The organism is Pseudomonas sp. LD120 (assembly GCF_009861525.1).
GTDB lineage: Bacteria > Pseudomonadota > Gammaproteobacteria > Pseudomonadales > Pseudomonadaceae > Aquipseudomonas.
This window is the reverse complement of the sequence record NZ_WVHL01000003.1, coordinates 91075-105823: the sequence shown is the minus strand read 5'-3', so window position 1 is coordinate 105823 and position 14749 is coordinate 91075. Positions and strand designations below refer to the sequence as shown.

The following is a 14749-nucleotide window of genomic DNA, read 5'->3' as shown; positions in this document are numbered from 1 at the left end:
AAGCCTTCAACCCATCGCAAAAAGGCATGTCTTGTGATTTCAATCCGTCAACTGCGCTATTTCGTGGAAATTGCCGAGAGCGGCAGTTTCAGCGCTGCGGCAGAACGCCTGTTCGTCGCCCAGTCAGCCCTCAGCCGGCAGATCAAGGAACTGGAAAACCAGTTGCAAACCCCACTGTTCCAACGCACCGCCCGCCAGCCTCGACTGACCGCCGCCGGTGAAGCCTTCCTGCCCAAGGCCCGCAACCTGCTGAACGAACTGCACAAGGCCGCCGAGCTGGCCACCCAGGTCGGCCAGGGGCAACTGGGCACGCTGCGCCTCAGTCACTCCAGCACCGTGCCCATGAGCGGTCGCCTGCTAAGGGGCATCAGCGAGTACCTGCAGGCGTGCCCCGGAGTTTCGATGGACATCGCCAAGCTGTCGTCCGAGGCGCAGTTGCAAGAACTCGCCGAAGGCCGGCTGGATGCTGGCCTGCTGCGCCTGCCGGTGCTGCGCCAGCGCGAGGGCGTGCAAATCGTGCCCTTGTTCAGCGAATCCCTGCTGCTGGCCTTACCCCCGCAGCATCCGCTGGCCCTTGATCCGCCGGCCCACGGGGTGGAACTGGCGCAACTGCGCAACGAAGCCTTTATCTCCATTCCCCATCCCCAGCGTGGGGGCTTGAGCTATCTCTCGGCGCAGCTGTGCATGCGCCAGGGTTTCTTTCCCAAAGCAGCGCGGGTGATGTCACGCAAGACCACTCAATTGCAGTTGATCCAGGCCGGTTTCGGCGTTGCCCTGCTGCCCGAATCGATGCAGGACATCGCCCCGGCTAGCGTACGTTTCCTGCCTCTGGCCGATAGCGATTGCCAGAGCACCGTCGCCCTCGCCTATCGGCAAGACCCCACACCGCTGGTGGCGCAGTTTGTCGAACAGCTGCGCAATCATTGGCAATCGAATTGCGTTGTTCCATGGACTGACAGCCCCTTAAACTGCGCCCCATGATTAAAGATCCCTTTGCACGACTTGGCCTGGACCGCGAGGTCCTCACCGTCACCCAGCTCAACGGCCGCGCACGGGTGCTGCTCGAAGACGTGTTCAGCAATATCTGGGTCGAAGGCGAGATCTCCAACCTTGCCCGCCCGGCGTCCGGCCATGTGTACTTCACCCTCAAGGACAGTGGCGCCCAGGTGCGCTGCGCGCTGTTCCGGCAGAATGCCGCGCGGGTTCGCCAGGCACTGAAGGACGGCCTGGCGGTCAAGGTTCGCGGCAAGGTCTCGCTGTTCGAGGGGCGCGGCGACTATCAGTTGATTCTCGACACCGTGGAACCCGCCGGTGACGGTGCCCTGCGCCTGGCCTTCGACGCGCTGAAGGAAAAGCTCAGCGCTGAGGGATTGTTCAGCGCCGAGCGCAAAGTACCGCTGCCGGCCCATCCACAACGCATCGGCATCATCAGCTCACCCACCGGCGCGGTGATTCGCGACATCATCAGCGTGTTCCGCCGCCGGGCGCCCCAGGTGGCACTGACGCTGATCCCCACTGCCGTGCAAGGTCGCGAGGCCACGGCGCAGATCGTCCGGGCCCTACAACTGGCCGATGCCCGGGGCTTCGATGCCTTGATCTTGGCTCGGGGCGGCGGCTCTCTGGAAGACCTCTGGTGCTTCAACGAAGAGGCAGTAGCCCGCGCGGTGGATGCCTGCGTGACGCCGATCGTCAGCGCCGTCGGCCATGAAACCGATGTCTCCATCAGCGATTTTGTCGCTGACGTACGGGCCCCCACCCCTTCCGCCGCCGCTGAACTGCTGGCACCCGACGCCAGTGACCTGCAACACCGCGTCGACAGCCTGCAGCGGCGCCTGGTGATGCGCATCCGCGACCGGCTGATGCGCGACCGCTTGCGCCTGGATGGGCTGGCCCGGCGCCTGCGCCATCCCGGCGAACGCCTGCGCCAGCAAGCCCAGCGCCTGGATGACCTGGACATGCGTCTGCGCCGGGCCTTCGAGCGCAGCCTGAACACCCGCCGCGAGCGCCTGATCCGCCTGGAAACTCGCCTCGGCGCTCAGCATCCGGGACGACAACTGGCCCTGTTGCGCCAGCGCCTGGACAGCCTCGCCAATCGCCTGCCCCGTGCCATGGGCGAAGGCCTGAAAGCCCGGCGCCTGCAGTTGCACAGTCAGATGCAAACCCTGCATGTAGTCAGCCCGCTCGCCACCCTCGGCCGGGGCTACAGCATCCTTCTGGACGACCGTGGCCAGGCCATCCGCAGCGCCGCGCAGACTCACAATGGCCAGCGCCTTACCGCCCGCCTGGGCGAAGGCCAACTGCAGGTCCGCGTCGAAGACAATCACCTGACGCCTGTCACCCTTTCTCTACTGGACTGATCCATGCCGCGTTTTCTTTGTGCCCTGCTGTTGCTGTGTCTGACCCTCAATGCTCAGGCTGACAGCTACATCACCCGTATGTTGAACAAACCTGTGCCCGGTGGCGTGGCGGTGATCGATCTGGGCAGCACCGCCCAGGCCCCCAAGGCCAGCTATCAGGGCAGACCGGTGCTGGTGGTGAAGGAACAGAACAACTGGCTGGCGATTGTCGGTATCCCGCTGACAGTGAAACCTGGAACTCAGCAGATCACTGCGGGCAACCGCAGCCTGAACTTCGTGGTGGGCAACAAGCAGTACCCCGAGCAACACATCACCCTGAAGAACAAGCGCCAGGTGAACCCCAACCCGACAGACCTGAAGCGCATCGATGGCGAGCTGGCAGAACAGCTTCGTGCCTATCGCAGCTTCAGCGCCAGGACACCCAGCAATCTGCTGCTGGACAAACCGGTCCAAGGACCACTGTCGAGCAAGTTCGGCGTGCGCCGGTTCTTCAACGGTGAGGAGCGTAATCCCCACGCCGGCCTGGATTTCGCGGTGCCCGCCGGCACGCCGATCAAAACGCCGGCAGCGGGCAAGGTGATTCTCACCGGGAACTATTTCTTCAACGGCAACACGGTGTTCGTCGATCACGGCCAGGGCTTTATCAGCATGTTCTGCCACATGTCGAAGATCGAGGTGAAAGTCGGCCAGTCACTCGCCCGTGGCGCCGTGGTGGGCAAGGTTGGCTCAACCGGTCGCGCCACCGGGCCGCATATGCACTGGAACGTCAGCCTGAACGATGCACGGGTCGACCCGGCTATCTTTATCGGCGCCTTTGCGCCCTGATCGGCAAACCCGATCCGGGCAAAAAACGGATCGACAAGGATTGCGCAGCTCATCCCGACTGCGCAATCCTCAGTATTCTTTTAAAGAGTGCCCAGCATAAAATCTCGATATCGCTTCAATTTCGAGTATTCCTCTCAATTTTTTTCGACTGCTTGCCATCTCTCATCTCAGTGGTTAGGGTTGAACACATGAAAACCTCTCACACCCTCATTCAGCGTCGTCAACACCGGAGCCTCTGTCTCGTCAGCGCACGACTGCCAGGCTGAATCGCGGTGCCTCATCCCCCTGCGTCAACACCCCACTCTTGACTCACAGGCAGGCCGCCTTTCTTCGGCCCGGACCATAAGGATTTCTCCATGAGCATGCTCAAAGACCCCTCCTCCAAGTACCGCGCGTTTCCGACCATCAACTTGCCGGACCGCACCTGGCCATCGAAGACCATCACTCGCGCGCCGATCTGGTGCAGCTCGGACCTGCGTGATGGCAACCAGTCGCTGATCGAGCCGATGGATGCGGTCAAGAAGCTGCGCTTCTGGAAAACCCTGGTGGCCGTTGGCGTGAAAGAGATCGAAGCCTCGTTCCCGGCGGCCTCGCAAACCGACTTCGACTTCGTGCGCACGCTGATCGAAGACGGCCATATCCCGGACGACACCACCATCCAGGTATTGACCCAGGCCCGTGAAGACCTGATCGCCCGTACCTTTGAATCCTTGCGTGGGGCGAAGAAAGCCATCGTCCACCTGTACAATGCCACCAGCCCGTCGTTCCGCCGCATTGTCTTCAATCAGGACAAAGCCGGAGTGAAAGAGATCGCAGTGAACGCGGCCAAGCTGTTCGTCAAATACGCCGCCCAGCAGCCGGAAACCCAGTGGCAATTCGAATACTCGCCGGAAACCTTCAGCGCCACCGAATTGGAGTTCGCCAAGGAAGTCTGCGACGCCGTGGTGGAAGTCTGGAACGCGACCCCAACCAACAAGGTGATCCTCAACCTGCCCGCTACCGTTGAAGTGGCGACACCAAACATCTATGCCGATCAGATCGAGTGGTTCTGCCGCCACATCAACCGCCGTGACAGCGTGCTCATCAGCTTGCACACCCACAACGACCGTGGCACCGGCGTGGCCGCCACCGAACTGGGCCTGATGGCAGGTGCCGACCGTGTTGAAGGCTGCCTGTTCGGCAACGGCGAGCGCACCGGTAACGTCGATCTGGTCACCGTGGCCTTGAACCTCTACACCCAGGGTGTGAACCCGGAGCTGGACTTCTCCGACATCGACGGCGTACGCAAAGTCGTGGAGGAGTGCAACCAGATCCCAGTGCACCCGCGCCATCCTTACGTTGGCGACCTGGTCCACACCGCATTCTCCGGTTCCCACCAGGACGCGATTCGCAAGGGCTTTTCCCAGCAGAAAGCCGATGGCTTGTGGGAAGTGCCGTACTTGCCGATCGACCCGGCCGACATCGGTCGCAGCTACGAGGCAGTCATCCGCGTCAACAGTCAGTCGGGCAAAGGCGGTATCGCCTACCTGCTGGAGCAGGAATACGGCATCAGCTTACCGCGCCGCATGCAGATCGAGTTCAGCCAGGTCGTACAGCGGGAAACCGACCGCCTGGGTCTGGAGATGACCGCCCAGCAAATCCACGCGCTGTTGCACAGCGAATACTTGCAGGCCAACACTCCATACGCACTGGTCAGCCATCGCCTGCAGGAAGAAAACGGCCACAGCGCCGTGGAAGTGGAAGTGTCGAGCAAGGGCCAGGGCGAAACCAACCTGCACTGGCGCGGCAAGGGCAACGGCGCCCTGGAAGCTCTGGTCGCTGGCTTGCCGGTGCCGGTGGAGATCATGGACTACAACGAACACGCCATCGGTGCTGGCACCAACGCCAAGGCAGCGGCCTACATCGAGCTGCGGGTCAACGGTGAACGTGCGGTGCACGGCGTGGGTATCGACGAGAACATCACCACCGCCAGCTTCAAGGCGCTGTTCAGTGCCCTGAACCGCTCCCTGAGCGAACAGGAAGCCAAGGCGGCTTAAACAGCGCTGATCAAAAAGGCCCCGGGGAGTTCTGCTCCTCGGGGCCTTTTTGATCACGCTAAAAGCGCGCGGCGGCGCTTCAGGCATGAACATCGACACTGAACATGGCTTGCAGCAAGGCCGCCTGCAACACCTGCAAGGTGCTGCTGGTCACGGCGATCTGAGTCTGGATCTCCATCATCTGCTGGGCTTTCTGCTCGTCGCTGGCCTGCCCCTTCTGGGTACTGGCCAATTGCGCCTGTTGTTGCTCAAGGATCTTCTGGGTTTGCTCGATCTGCTTCTGCAGTTGCGCGACCGGATCCCCCCCGCCTCGCACCGCATCGATGCTGGCATCGGCAGAGTTGACCCGCAGCTCCTTGTCCTCGCCATCCTTGCCCTGGGCCGCCGGCGCCAGCGGGCTGGTGTCTTCGGCTTCCCTGGTCACGACTTTCGGCGCGGACAATGGATAAGGATTGACGGCATTGGCGTTGATGATGGTCATGCTTGATTCCTCCTGGATATCCGTCCTATCGGCGCTCGTCCCTGAAGCTTGATATCTGCAATCTGTAAAAAAGTGTGCGGCGACCTGCCCCTAAGTGAACATGAAAGTGTCGGCATCAAGGTTCGCGGGAAAGCGTGAGCGGTAGCCCGCGAGCTCGCCAGCACTCAGGCGCACCTGGAACACCCCGTCCGCCTCCCCGGCGCTGAGCAGCGTCTCGCCCTGAAAATCCAGCACCTGGCTGTCACCGGTATAGGCAAAACCCTTGCCATCGGTGCCTATCCGGTTTACCGCCGCGACGTAGCAAAGGTTTTCAATGGCCCGGGCCGGTAGCAGACGGTTCCAATGCAAGCGCCGAGCACCGGGCCAATTGGCGGTGTACAGCAGCAGATCAGTGTCCTGAGCATCGCGGCTCCACACCGGAAAGCGCAGGTCATAGCAGATCAGCGGACGGATGCGCCAACCCTTGAGCTCAAACTGCACCTGACGCTCACCCGGGGTGAAGTGATTGTGCTCGCCGGCCATGCGGAACAGGTGGCGCTTGTCGTAATACCAGACTTCGCCCTCAGGACGCGCCCACAACAAACGGTTGCGGTGGCTGCCATCTGCCGCCTGGACGATCACGCTGCCAGTGATCACCGCGTCGAGTTTCTTCGCCTGACTGCGCAGCCACTTGCTGGTGGGGCCATTCTCGGCCTCCGCCAGGGTGCTGGACTCCATGGAGAAGCCAGTGGTGAACATCTCCGGAAGTATGATCAGATCGGCACCACGAGCCTGCTCCAGCAGTTGCTCGAAGTGCTCGAAGTTGGCCTGACGATCGTGCCAGGCCAGGGTGGTCTGAATCAGTGCCAGATTCAGATCGGGTAACGCACTCAAATCACGCATAGTTTCTCCGCTGCCTGACGCAGCGTCTCCTCGCGTTTAGCAAAACACAGACGCACCAGACGCTGTCCCTGAGGTGGGTCCTGATAGAACACCGACACTGGAATGGCCGCGACGCCATATTCGCGGGTCATCCAGATCGCCATGTCGAGATCATTCAGATCTGGACGAATCTGCGAATAATCCATCAATTGAAAATAAGTACCGGCTACCCGGGTAAAGCTGAACCGCGAAGGACGTAGCAAATCGCAGAACAAATCGCGCTTGGCTTGATAGAACGCCGGCAATTCATCGACATGCTCCGGGTGTTCGGCCATGAAGTCCGCCAGAGCGTACTGCAAAGGGGTCACTCCGCAGAAGCTGACATATTGATGCACCTTGCGCAGCTCGCTACTCAAGGTCGGCGGCGCCACTACATAGCCAGTCTTCCAGCCAGTCACGTGATAGGTCTTGCCGAACGAGCTGACCACGAAGGCCCGTTGGTAAAGCTCTGGATGCGCCAGCACACTGACATGGCGTACGCCATCGAACACCAGGTGTTCGTAGACCTCATCGCTGACCAGATAAATGTCGCGATCACGGATCAAGGCCGCCAGTTGATCCAGCTCAGCCCGGCTGATCAGTGCACCACTGGGATTGTGTGGCGCATTGAGGATGATCATTCGCGTACGCGGGCTCAGGGCATCGCCAAGCTTCTGCCAGTCAATGGCAAAATCATCCCGATTCAATTGCACGTGCACGCAACGACCGCCGGCCAGCGCCACTGCCGGCTCGTAGCTGTCATAACTGGGGTCGAAGACAATCACTTCATCGCCGCGTTGAACCACCGCCTGGATCGCACAGAAGATCGCCTGGGTCGCGCCCGGAGTAATGGTCACCTCGGTATCGGCATTGACTTCAACGCCATAGCAACGGGTAATTTTGGCCGCCACTTGCTGGCGCAACGTCGGTAGACCGGTCATCGGCGCGTACTGGTTATGACCACTGGCGATATGCCGTCCAACCGCGTCGCGCAACGCTTGCGGGCCATCAAAATCAGGAAAGCCCTGGGATAAGTTGAGTGCCCCGGCTTCCACCGCGAGCTGGGACATTTGCGTGAAGATGGTGGTGCCGACATTCGGCAGCTTACTGGTGATCATGGGGATTTCCTGCTGAACACCCGGCTCTACGGCGGCGCGGGAGGTCCCGAGAATAGCCCAAAGCGCAGCGATTAAAAACGGAGCCCTAACAGACTGTGTGAAAACACACTGACAGGCCTTAGACCAAACGCCCCGACTTGTTCAGCGCGTTTGTTTTTGTTTTGCGGTCGTCACCATCTTGCGTCACCTCATGGTGCAAAATCAGACCGTGCCCTGCGTTCACGGCTGTTTGCACGTTATAGGCAACACGCGCCCCCCCCCCTTTGGCGTGCGCATCATTCGGGCATCGCTTTCGTGCGTGTTGAGTTGCTCCAGCCCCATCGACTTCATCAAAGCTTGGCAACTACGGTTGTCTTGCTGCTTGGCCTCAAGCTTCGCCAGTGCCGCCTTGATCGCAGTGCGATCGACCACTTGCTCGCCCTGTGCTTTATCAGCGGCATCCAGGTCAGCCAGGTATTGTCCGCTTATCCAGCGTCTCCTCCTGACGCTTGAGCTGATTCAAATTCAGGTGGCGTCGCGAGGAAGCGACTGCCTGAAACTTACTGCCGTCGATCGCAACCAGATCACCCGCAATCAAGCCGACGGATCGGCAGAACTGCACAAAAGCTCGGCACGTCGTAACGAAAGCTACTTTGTTGTTCTTGCGAAAGTCGGCGATGGTCTTGAAGTCGGGTTTAAGCCGGTTGATCAACCACATCACTTCGATGTTGCGCTGGCACTCAGCTTCCAGGCGCCGCCACGAGCGAATGCGCTGAAAATATCCATAGCCATAGCCATAGCCACAGAGATAGAGCTGATCGGCGGGGTCGTAAGCAGGGCGCCCAGTGGCCTTGGGCTGAGCGTTCTCAAAACCGAGTTGGCCCAGATCGAGCTTGGCGACATACAGGTCGATGACCCGTACGAGGTGATCTTCAGGGATCAACTCCTCCAGCGAGACCGGGAACAGACTGGTCTGGCTACGGGACTCTCCTTGTATGTAGGCCATAACGAAAAATGCTCCGTATCTTTCGATACGGAGCATTCTCTATAAAGGGCCGGACAGATTGCTAGGTTTTCACACAGTCTGCCAAGGCCCCTTTTTCAGTCGCTGCTTTAAGCTGCAAGCCACGAGCGGCAAGACTTCCCTACCCTCACTTGCAGCTCGTACCTTGTAGCTCGCTGCTGCTTTTTAGCGCTTGTCGCGGCGCTTCTTGTCAGCCTTCTTGTGGTGCGACATCAAACGACGCTTCTTGTTGACCTGGCGGTCGGTGAGCGTGTTCTTGTTGCCTTCGTACGGGTTCTCGCCACCTTTGAACTCGATACGGATCGGCGTACCCACCAGCTTCAGCACTCGACGGTAGGTATTTTCCAGGTAACGCACGTAGGACTTGGGTACCTTCTCCACCTGGTTGCCGTGGATCACGATCAGCGGAGGGTTGGCCCCCCCCAAGTGGGCGTAACGCAGCTTGATCCGACGGTTGTTGACCATGGGCGGCGCGTGCTCGCCAACGGCATCTTCGAGAATCTGGGTCAGGCGGCTGGTGGGCCAGCGGGTGACCGCCGACTTGAAGGAGTTCTGCACCGACTGGTAGAGATTGCCCACGCCAGTACCGTGCAAGGCCGAGATGAAATGGATATCGGCGAAGTCAACGAAGAACAACCGGCGTTGCAGCTCGGTCTTCACGTAATCGCGCTCGCTGGGCTGCATGCCGTCCCATTTGTTCAGGGCAATGACCAAGGCCCGGCCGGCTTCCAGGGCAAAGCCCAGCAGGTTCAGGTCGTGGTCCACCACACCTTCGCGGGCATCCATGACGAAGATCACCACGTTGGCGTCTTTAATCGCCTGCAGGGTTTTGACCACCGAGAACTTCTCGACTTCCTCATGGATCTTGCCGCGCTTGCGCACACCGGCGGTGTCGATCAGCGTGTACTTCTCGTCGTTGCGCTCGAACGGGATGTAGATGCTGTCGCGGGTGGTGCCGGGTTGATCGTAGACGATGACCCGGTCTTCACCGAGCATACGGTTGACCAGCGTGGATTTACCCACGTTGGGACGACCGATGATGGCAATCTTGATCCCGTCTTTCTCGCTAGGGCCCGGAATGCGCTTGGCTTCCTCGCCTTCGGCGACGATCTCTTCCTCGCCCTCTTCCGGTTCATCGGCATCATCCTTGGGGAATTCACTCAGGGCGATTTCCAGCATCTGAGTGATGCCGCGGCCGTGAGCACCGGCGACCGGGATAGCATCCCCCATGCCAAGGGGCGCGAACTCAGCGCGAGCCATGTCCGGGTCGATGTTGTCGACCTTGTTGGCAACCACGTAAGAGGTCTTGTTACGTTTGCGCAGGTGCTCACCGATCATCTGGTCGGCCGCGGTAAACCCGGCCTTAGCGTCCACCAGGAACAACACCACATCAGCTTCTTCAATGGCCAGCAGCGACTGCTCGGCCATCTTTTCATCCATGCCATGCTCATCACCGGAGATACCGCCGGTGTCGATCAGAATATAGGTACGCCCTTGCCACTTGGCCTCACCGTATTGGCGATCACGGGTCAGACCGGACAGGTCGCCGACGATGGCGTCGCGAGTCCGAGTCAGGCGGTTGAACAAGGTGGACTTGCCGACGTTAGGTCGGCCCACCAGGGCGATTACGGGAACCATGCGGCTCTCCACTGCGTTAATTGCGAAAATACAAAAGCCGCTGCGAGGCAGCGGCTGGTGCTCGGGGCAACACCTTGAAGTGCTGCGAACCTTGTCGAAACAAGGCCGCTTGGGGAGTCAACCCCAAGCATAGTCAAACCATTACTTGATGGTCAGGGCTTCCAGTTTGCCGCTGTTGCCATACACATAGATCATGTCGCCCACCACCAGCGGACGGGCCCGCAGGCCATCGCTGTCGATACGCGTACGGCCAACGAAACGACCGTCAACCTGGCTCAGCAGGTGCAGGTAACCTTCCAGGTCGCCCACCGCTACGTAGCTGGAAAAAACTTCTGGTGCCGACAGTTGACGGCGAGCCAGGGAGTCGTTGCTCCACAGGGCAGTGGTCGAACGCTCGTCCACACCTTCCACGGTACCCGAGGCCAGGCTGACATAGACGCTGCCGAAACCCTGGGCAACACCAGCGTAGCTGGAAGCGTCACGCTGCCACAGCGGACGGCCGCTCTCCAGGTCCAGCGCTACAACACGCCCCTGGTAGCTGGCGACATAGAGGGTACCGCCGGACAACAGCAAACCACCGTCGATGTCCACCACGCGTTCCAACTCGGAACGACCTTGTGGAATCGCTACGCGCTGCTCCCACACCGGTACCCCGTTGCGAATATCCAGCGCCACGACCTTGCCAGTGGAAAGGCCTGCCAGGGCCAGACGGTTGGTCGCCAACGGGGCACTGGTGCCACGCAGGGTCAGAACCGCCGGCGTACTGTCATAGAGCCAAAGCTGGTGGCCAGTGTTGGCGTCAAGGCCGATAACCCGGTCATCCTGGGTTTGAACCACCACGACATCACCATTGGTGGCAGGCGGAGCCAGCACTTCGCTGGATACGCGAGCGCGCCATTTCTCTTCACCGTTGGACGTATCCAGCGCAACCACTTCGCCTTTCAACGTGCCGATCATGACCAGGCCATAACCCACGCCAACGGCGCCGGAAACAGGCAGTTCAAGATCTTTTTTCCATTTGACGTCGCCGTTCATGCGGTCCATGGAAACCACCACGCCGGTCACGTCGGCGGCGTAAATGGTGTCACCATCTACGGCCGGCACCAACATGTTGTAGGTTTCACCCTGACCATCGCCGATCGAACGACTCCACTGCTTCTGCAGGACCACTTCTTCTTTGAAGTCGACCAGTTCGGCTGGCGGCAGTTCTTTCTTGCTGTTGCTGCTGCAACCCGCGGCCAACAAGGCCAGAGCCAGCAATGCTGCATGTTTCCAACGGATCACGTCATGCATCCCCTTTGGCCAAGTCGTCCAGCTTGATTTGTAAACCACCGACCGCTGCTTCATCCGAGAGCGCCGCCTTGGCTTTTTTGTATGCCGCATGGGCTTCATCCACACGGCCCAACTGGACCAGCAGATCGCCCTTGAGTTCTTCACGGGTCGCCAGGAACGCCTTATCGGCATCACCGTCGAGCAGTTTCAGGGCTTCATCGGCCTTGTTCTGTGCCGCCAGAACCTGGGCCAGGCGCTGACGCGCCACTTCACCCAAAGTCGGATTCGCCGGTTTGTCGGCCACGGCCTTCAGTTGTGCCGCCGCGTCGTCCAGCTTACCGGTGTCCACCGCCACTTTAGCCACGAACAGGCTGCCGTACTGCGCATAGGCCGTGCCGCCGAACTCACTGTTGAGCTTGCCGGCCAGATCCGCAACGCGGGCGGCGTCAGGTTTTCCATCCGGTGTCAGGGTGGTTTCCAGCAATTGCTGATAGAGCACCGAGGCGCCTTGCGATTGATTGCTCTGATACTTGTGCCAGGCTTGCCAGCCGAACACGATAACCAACGCCAGCAGGCCGCCAGTCACCAGGGGTTTGCCGTTGCGCTGCCACCAGTCTTTCAGTTCCGCCAGCTGTTCATCTTCGGTACTCGACACCCCAATACTCCTTATTCGCTAATTCGGCTGTTGGACAGCTTCAACCCTGCACGACGCAGGTGGCCAAGTGCGCTGCGAGCGCATCCCAGGCAATACTGTGTTGTTCACCCTGGCCACGCAGGGGTTTGAAACCTACCACTTGCTGGGCCAGCTCGTCGTCACCGAGGATCAGCGCGTACAACGCACCGCTCTTGTCGGCCTTCTTGAATTGGCTCTTGAAGCTGCCGCCACCGGCATTGACCTGCAGGCGCAGGTTGGGCAGTTGATCGCGTACCCGCTCGCTCAGGGCCAGCCCCGCCAATTCGGCAGCCTCGCCAAAGGCGCAGAGGTAGACGTCCACCTGGCGGGAAATTGATTCCGGCACCTGCTCCAGGGTTTCCAGCATCAGCACCAGACGCTCGATACCCATGGCAAAACCCACGCCCGAGGTCGGCTTGCCGCCCATTTGCTCCACCAGACCGTCGTAACGGCCACCGGCGCAAACGGTGCCTTGGGCACCAAGCTTGTCGGTTACCCATTCAAAAACGGTCTTGCTGTAGTAGTCCAGGCCGCGGACCAGCTTCGGATTGATCACGTATGGAATCCCTGCAGCCTCCAAACGAGCCTTGAGGCCCTCGAAATGCACACGGGACTCTTCGTCCAGATAGTCGGCCAGCTTCGGTGCATCCACTAACACGGCTTGGGTTGCCGGATCCTTGGTGTCCAGAACCCGCAACGGGTTGGTTTTCAGGCGGCGCTGGCTGTCTTCATCCAACTGATCGTGGCGCGCCGACAGGAACTCCACCAGTGCATCGCGATAGCGCGCACGGGCTTCGGAGGTTCCCAGACTGTTGAGTTCGAGCTTCACCGCATCGCGGATACCGAGTTCGCCCCACAGGCGCCAAGTCAGCACGATCAACTCGGCGTCGATGTCCGGACCGTCGAGGTTGAACACCTCCAGACCGATCTGGTGGAACTGGCGATAACGACCTTTTTGCGGACGCTCGTGACGGAACATCGGGCCGATGTACCACAACTTCTGTACCTGCCCGCCGCCGGTGAGGCCGTGCTCCAGGGCTGCACGCACGCAGGCCGCAGTGCCCTCGGGACGCAGGGTCAGGGAGTCGCCATTACGGTCCTCGAAGGTGTACATCTCTTTTTCGACAATATCGGTCACTTCACCGATGGAGCGTTTGAACAACTCGGTGAACTCAACGATCGGCATGCGGATCTGCTTGTAACCGTAGTTATCCAGCAGGCGCGCCACGGTGCTCTCGAAATAACGCCACAGCGGCGTCTGCTCGGGCAGGATGTCATTCATGCCACGAATGGCTTGCAGAGACTTGCTCACAAAAAATCCTTAAATACGTTCGGTTAGCCGCGAGCGATCAGCGCTGCGTCGGCTTCGACCTTTTCGGCCGCCTTCTGCCGGATGAGTTTTTCAAGCTCGTCCACCAGATTGTCATTGGTCAGTTTCTGCGCCGGCTTACCATCGATGTAGATCAGGTTCGGCGTACCACCGGTCAGGCCGATATGCGCCTCTTTGGCTTCACCCGGGCCGTTGACCACACAACCGATTACCGCAACATCCAACGGCACCAGCAGGTCTTCGAGACGCCCTTCCAGTTCGTTCATGGTTTTGACCACATCGAAGTTCTGCCGCGAACAGCTCGGGCAAGCGATGAAGTTAATACCGCGGGAGCGCAGGTGCAGGGACTTGAGAATGTCGTAGCCGACCTTCACTTCTTCGACCGGGTCGGCCGCCAGCGAGATGCGAATGGTATCGCCAATGCCTTCGGCCAGCAGCATACCGAGGCCGACGGCGGATTTCACTGTGCCTGAACGCAATCCGCCGGCTTCAGTGATTCCCAGGTGCAATGGCTGGATGATTTCCTTGGCCAGCAAGCGATAGGCTTCCACGGCCATGAAGACATCCGATGCCTTAACGCTGACCTTGAAATCTTTGAAATTCAGGCGTTCAAGGTGCTCAACGTGACGCAGTGCCGACTCGACCAGTGCAGCCGGGGTCGGTTCGCCGTATTTCTTCTGCAGATCTTTTTCCAGCGATCCGGCGTTGACGCCAATGCGGATCGGGATGCCTCGGTCACGGGCTGCATCCACCACCGCACGCACGCGATCTTCGCGGCCAATGTTACCCGGGTTGATCCGCAAGCAATCAACACCCAGTTCCGCCACGCGCAACGCGATCTTGTAGTCGAAGTGAATGTCCGCCACCAGCGGCACCTTGACCTGTTGCTTGATCCGACCGAATGCCTCAGCGGCATCCATGTCCGGCACCGAGACTCGCACGATGTCGACACCGGCGGCTTCCAGGCGATTGATCTGGGCAACGGTTGCCGCCACATCGTTGGTGTCGCTATTGGTCATGCTCTGTACCGCGATCGGGGCATCGCCACCGACCGGCACCGGGCCGACCCAGATCTTGCGGGACTCGCGACGTTTGATTGGAGATTCGCCGTGCATG

12 protein-coding genes and 1 pseudogene are annotated in these 14749 nt (G+C 60.1%); 4 read left to right on the top strand and 9 right to left on the bottom strand.

Going from position 1 to position 14749, the window contains the following annotated elements; translation table 11 throughout:
• Positions 1–33: 33 nt before the first annotated feature.
• From PLD_RS06705 to leuA, 4 genes are all read left to right on the top strand, one after another.
• The gene (locus tag PLD_RS06705) at positions 34–981 is read left to right on the top strand and encodes a LysR family transcriptional regulator (protein ID WP_159891032.1); all 948 of its coding nucleotides are present in this window, start codon (positions 34–36) and stop codon (positions 979–981) included.
• Complete coding sequence (gene xseA, locus PLD_RS06700; RefSeq protein ID WP_159891030.1) at positions 978–2357, top strand: exodeoxyribonuclease VII large subunit; 1380 nt, start codon at positions 978–980, stop codon at positions 2355–2357. The genes PLD_RS06705 and xseA overlap by 4 nt, the downstream gene beginning before the upstream one ends.
• A gap of 3 nt (positions 2358–2360) precedes the next feature.
• Complete coding sequence (locus tag PLD_RS06695; protein ID WP_159891028.1) at positions 2361–3182, top strand: peptidoglycan DD-metalloendopeptidase family protein; 822 nt, start codon at positions 2361–2363, stop codon at positions 3180–3182.
• 356 nt (positions 3183–3538) lie between these two features.
• Positions 3539–5218, top strand: a complete 1680-nt coding sequence (leuA, locus tag PLD_RS06690) for a 2-isopropylmalate synthase (protein WP_159891026.1) — start codon at positions 3539–3541, stop codon at positions 5216–5218.
• A gap of 79 nt (positions 5219–5297) precedes the next feature.
• Here the strand turns inward: leuA and PLD_RS06685 are convergent, their stop codons facing one another.
• The 9 genes and pseudogenes from PLD_RS06685 to ispG all read right to left on the bottom strand — a co-directional run bounded on the left by PLD_RS06685 (position 5298) and on the right by ispG (position 14748).
• Entirely contained in the window at positions 5298–5699 is a 402-nt protein-coding gene (locus PLD_RS06685; protein ID WP_159891024.1) for a hypothetical protein, read from the bottom strand.
• Between the two features lie 90 nt (positions 5700–5789).
• Entirely contained in the window at positions 5790–6581 is a 792-nt protein-coding gene (locus tag PLD_RS06680) for an amidohydrolase (protein ID WP_159891022.1), read from the bottom strand.
• A complete protein-coding gene (locus PLD_RS06675) occupies positions 6569–7717 on the bottom strand; it encodes a pyridoxal phosphate-dependent aminotransferase (protein ID WP_159891020.1) in 1149 nt (382 codons plus the stop codon). The genes PLD_RS06680 and PLD_RS06675 overlap by 13 nt, the downstream gene beginning before the upstream one ends.
• A gap of 160 nt (positions 7718–7877) precedes the next feature.
• Positions 7878–8702: pseudogene (locus PLD_RS06670) on the bottom strand (transposase); the annotation flags it as partial.
• 183 nt (positions 8703–8885) lie between these two features.
• Positions 8886–10358 (bottom strand): ribosome biogenesis GTPase Der, encoded by a 1473-nt coding sequence (gene der / locus PLD_RS06665; RefSeq protein WP_159891018.1) that lies wholly within the window; start codon positions 10356–10358, stop codon positions 8886–8888.
• 141 nt (positions 10359–10499) lie between these two features.
• Positions 10500–11651 carry an outer membrane protein assembly factor BamB gene (gene bamB, locus PLD_RS06660; protein WP_159891016.1) on the bottom strand — a complete coding sequence of 384 codons (1152 nt, stop codon included), beginning with the start codon at positions 11649–11651 and terminating at the stop codon, positions 10500–10502.
• Positions 11644–12285 carry a YfgM family protein gene (locus tag PLD_RS06655; RefSeq protein WP_159891014.1) on the bottom strand — a complete coding sequence of 214 codons (642 nt, stop codon included), beginning with the start codon at positions 12283–12285 and terminating at the stop codon, positions 11644–11646. The genes bamB and PLD_RS06655 overlap by 8 nt, the downstream gene beginning before the upstream one ends.
• 40 nt (positions 12286–12325) lie before the next feature.
• Complete coding sequence (hisS, locus tag PLD_RS06650) at positions 12326–13615, bottom strand: histidine--tRNA ligase (protein WP_159891012.1); 1290 nt, start codon at positions 13613–13615, stop codon at positions 12326–12328.
• 23 nt (positions 13616–13638) lie between these two features.
• Entirely contained in the window at positions 13639–14748 is a 1110-nt protein-coding gene (ispG, locus tag PLD_RS06645) for a flavodoxin-dependent (E)-4-hydroxy-3-methylbut-2-enyl-diphosphate synthase (RefSeq protein ID WP_159891010.1), read from the bottom strand.
• Between the last annotated feature and the right edge of the window lies 1 nt (position 14749).

Bases quoted from the DNA above. Each gene is read 5' to 3' on its own strand.
- ispG (WP_159891010.1), bottom strand. From the start codon at position 14,748: ATGCACGGCGAATCTCCAATCAAACGTCGCGAGTCCCGCAAGATCTGG.
- PLD_RS06680 (WP_159891022.1), bottom strand. From the start codon at position 6,581: ATGCGTGATTTGAGTGCGTTACCCGATCTGAATCTGGCACTGATTCAG.
- bamB (WP_159891016.1), bottom strand. From the start codon at position 11,651: ATGCATGACGTGATCCGTTGGAAACATGCAGCATTGCTGGCTCTGGCC.
- PLD_RS06675 (WP_159891020.1), bottom strand. From the start codon at position 7,717: ATGATCACCAGTAAGCTGCCGAATGTCGGCACCACCATCTTCACGCAA.
- PLD_RS06685 (WP_159891024.1), bottom strand. From the start codon at position 5,699: ATGACCATCATCAACGCCAATGCCGTCAATCCTTATCCATTGTCCGCG.
- xseA (WP_159891030.1), top strand. From the start codon at position 978: ATGATTAAAGATCCCTTTGCACGACTTGGCCTGGACCGCGAGGTCCTC.
- der (WP_159891018.1), bottom strand. From the start codon at position 10,358: ATGGTTCCCGTAATCGCCCTGGTGGGCCGACCTAACGTCGGCAAGTCC.
- leuA (WP_159891026.1), top strand. From the start codon at position 3,539: ATGAGCATGCTCAAAGACCCCTCCTCCAAGTACCGCGCGTTTCCGACC.
- PLD_RS06695 (WP_159891028.1), top strand. From the start codon at position 2,361: ATGCCGCGTTTTCTTTGTGCCCTGCTGTTGCTGTGTCTGACCCTCAAT.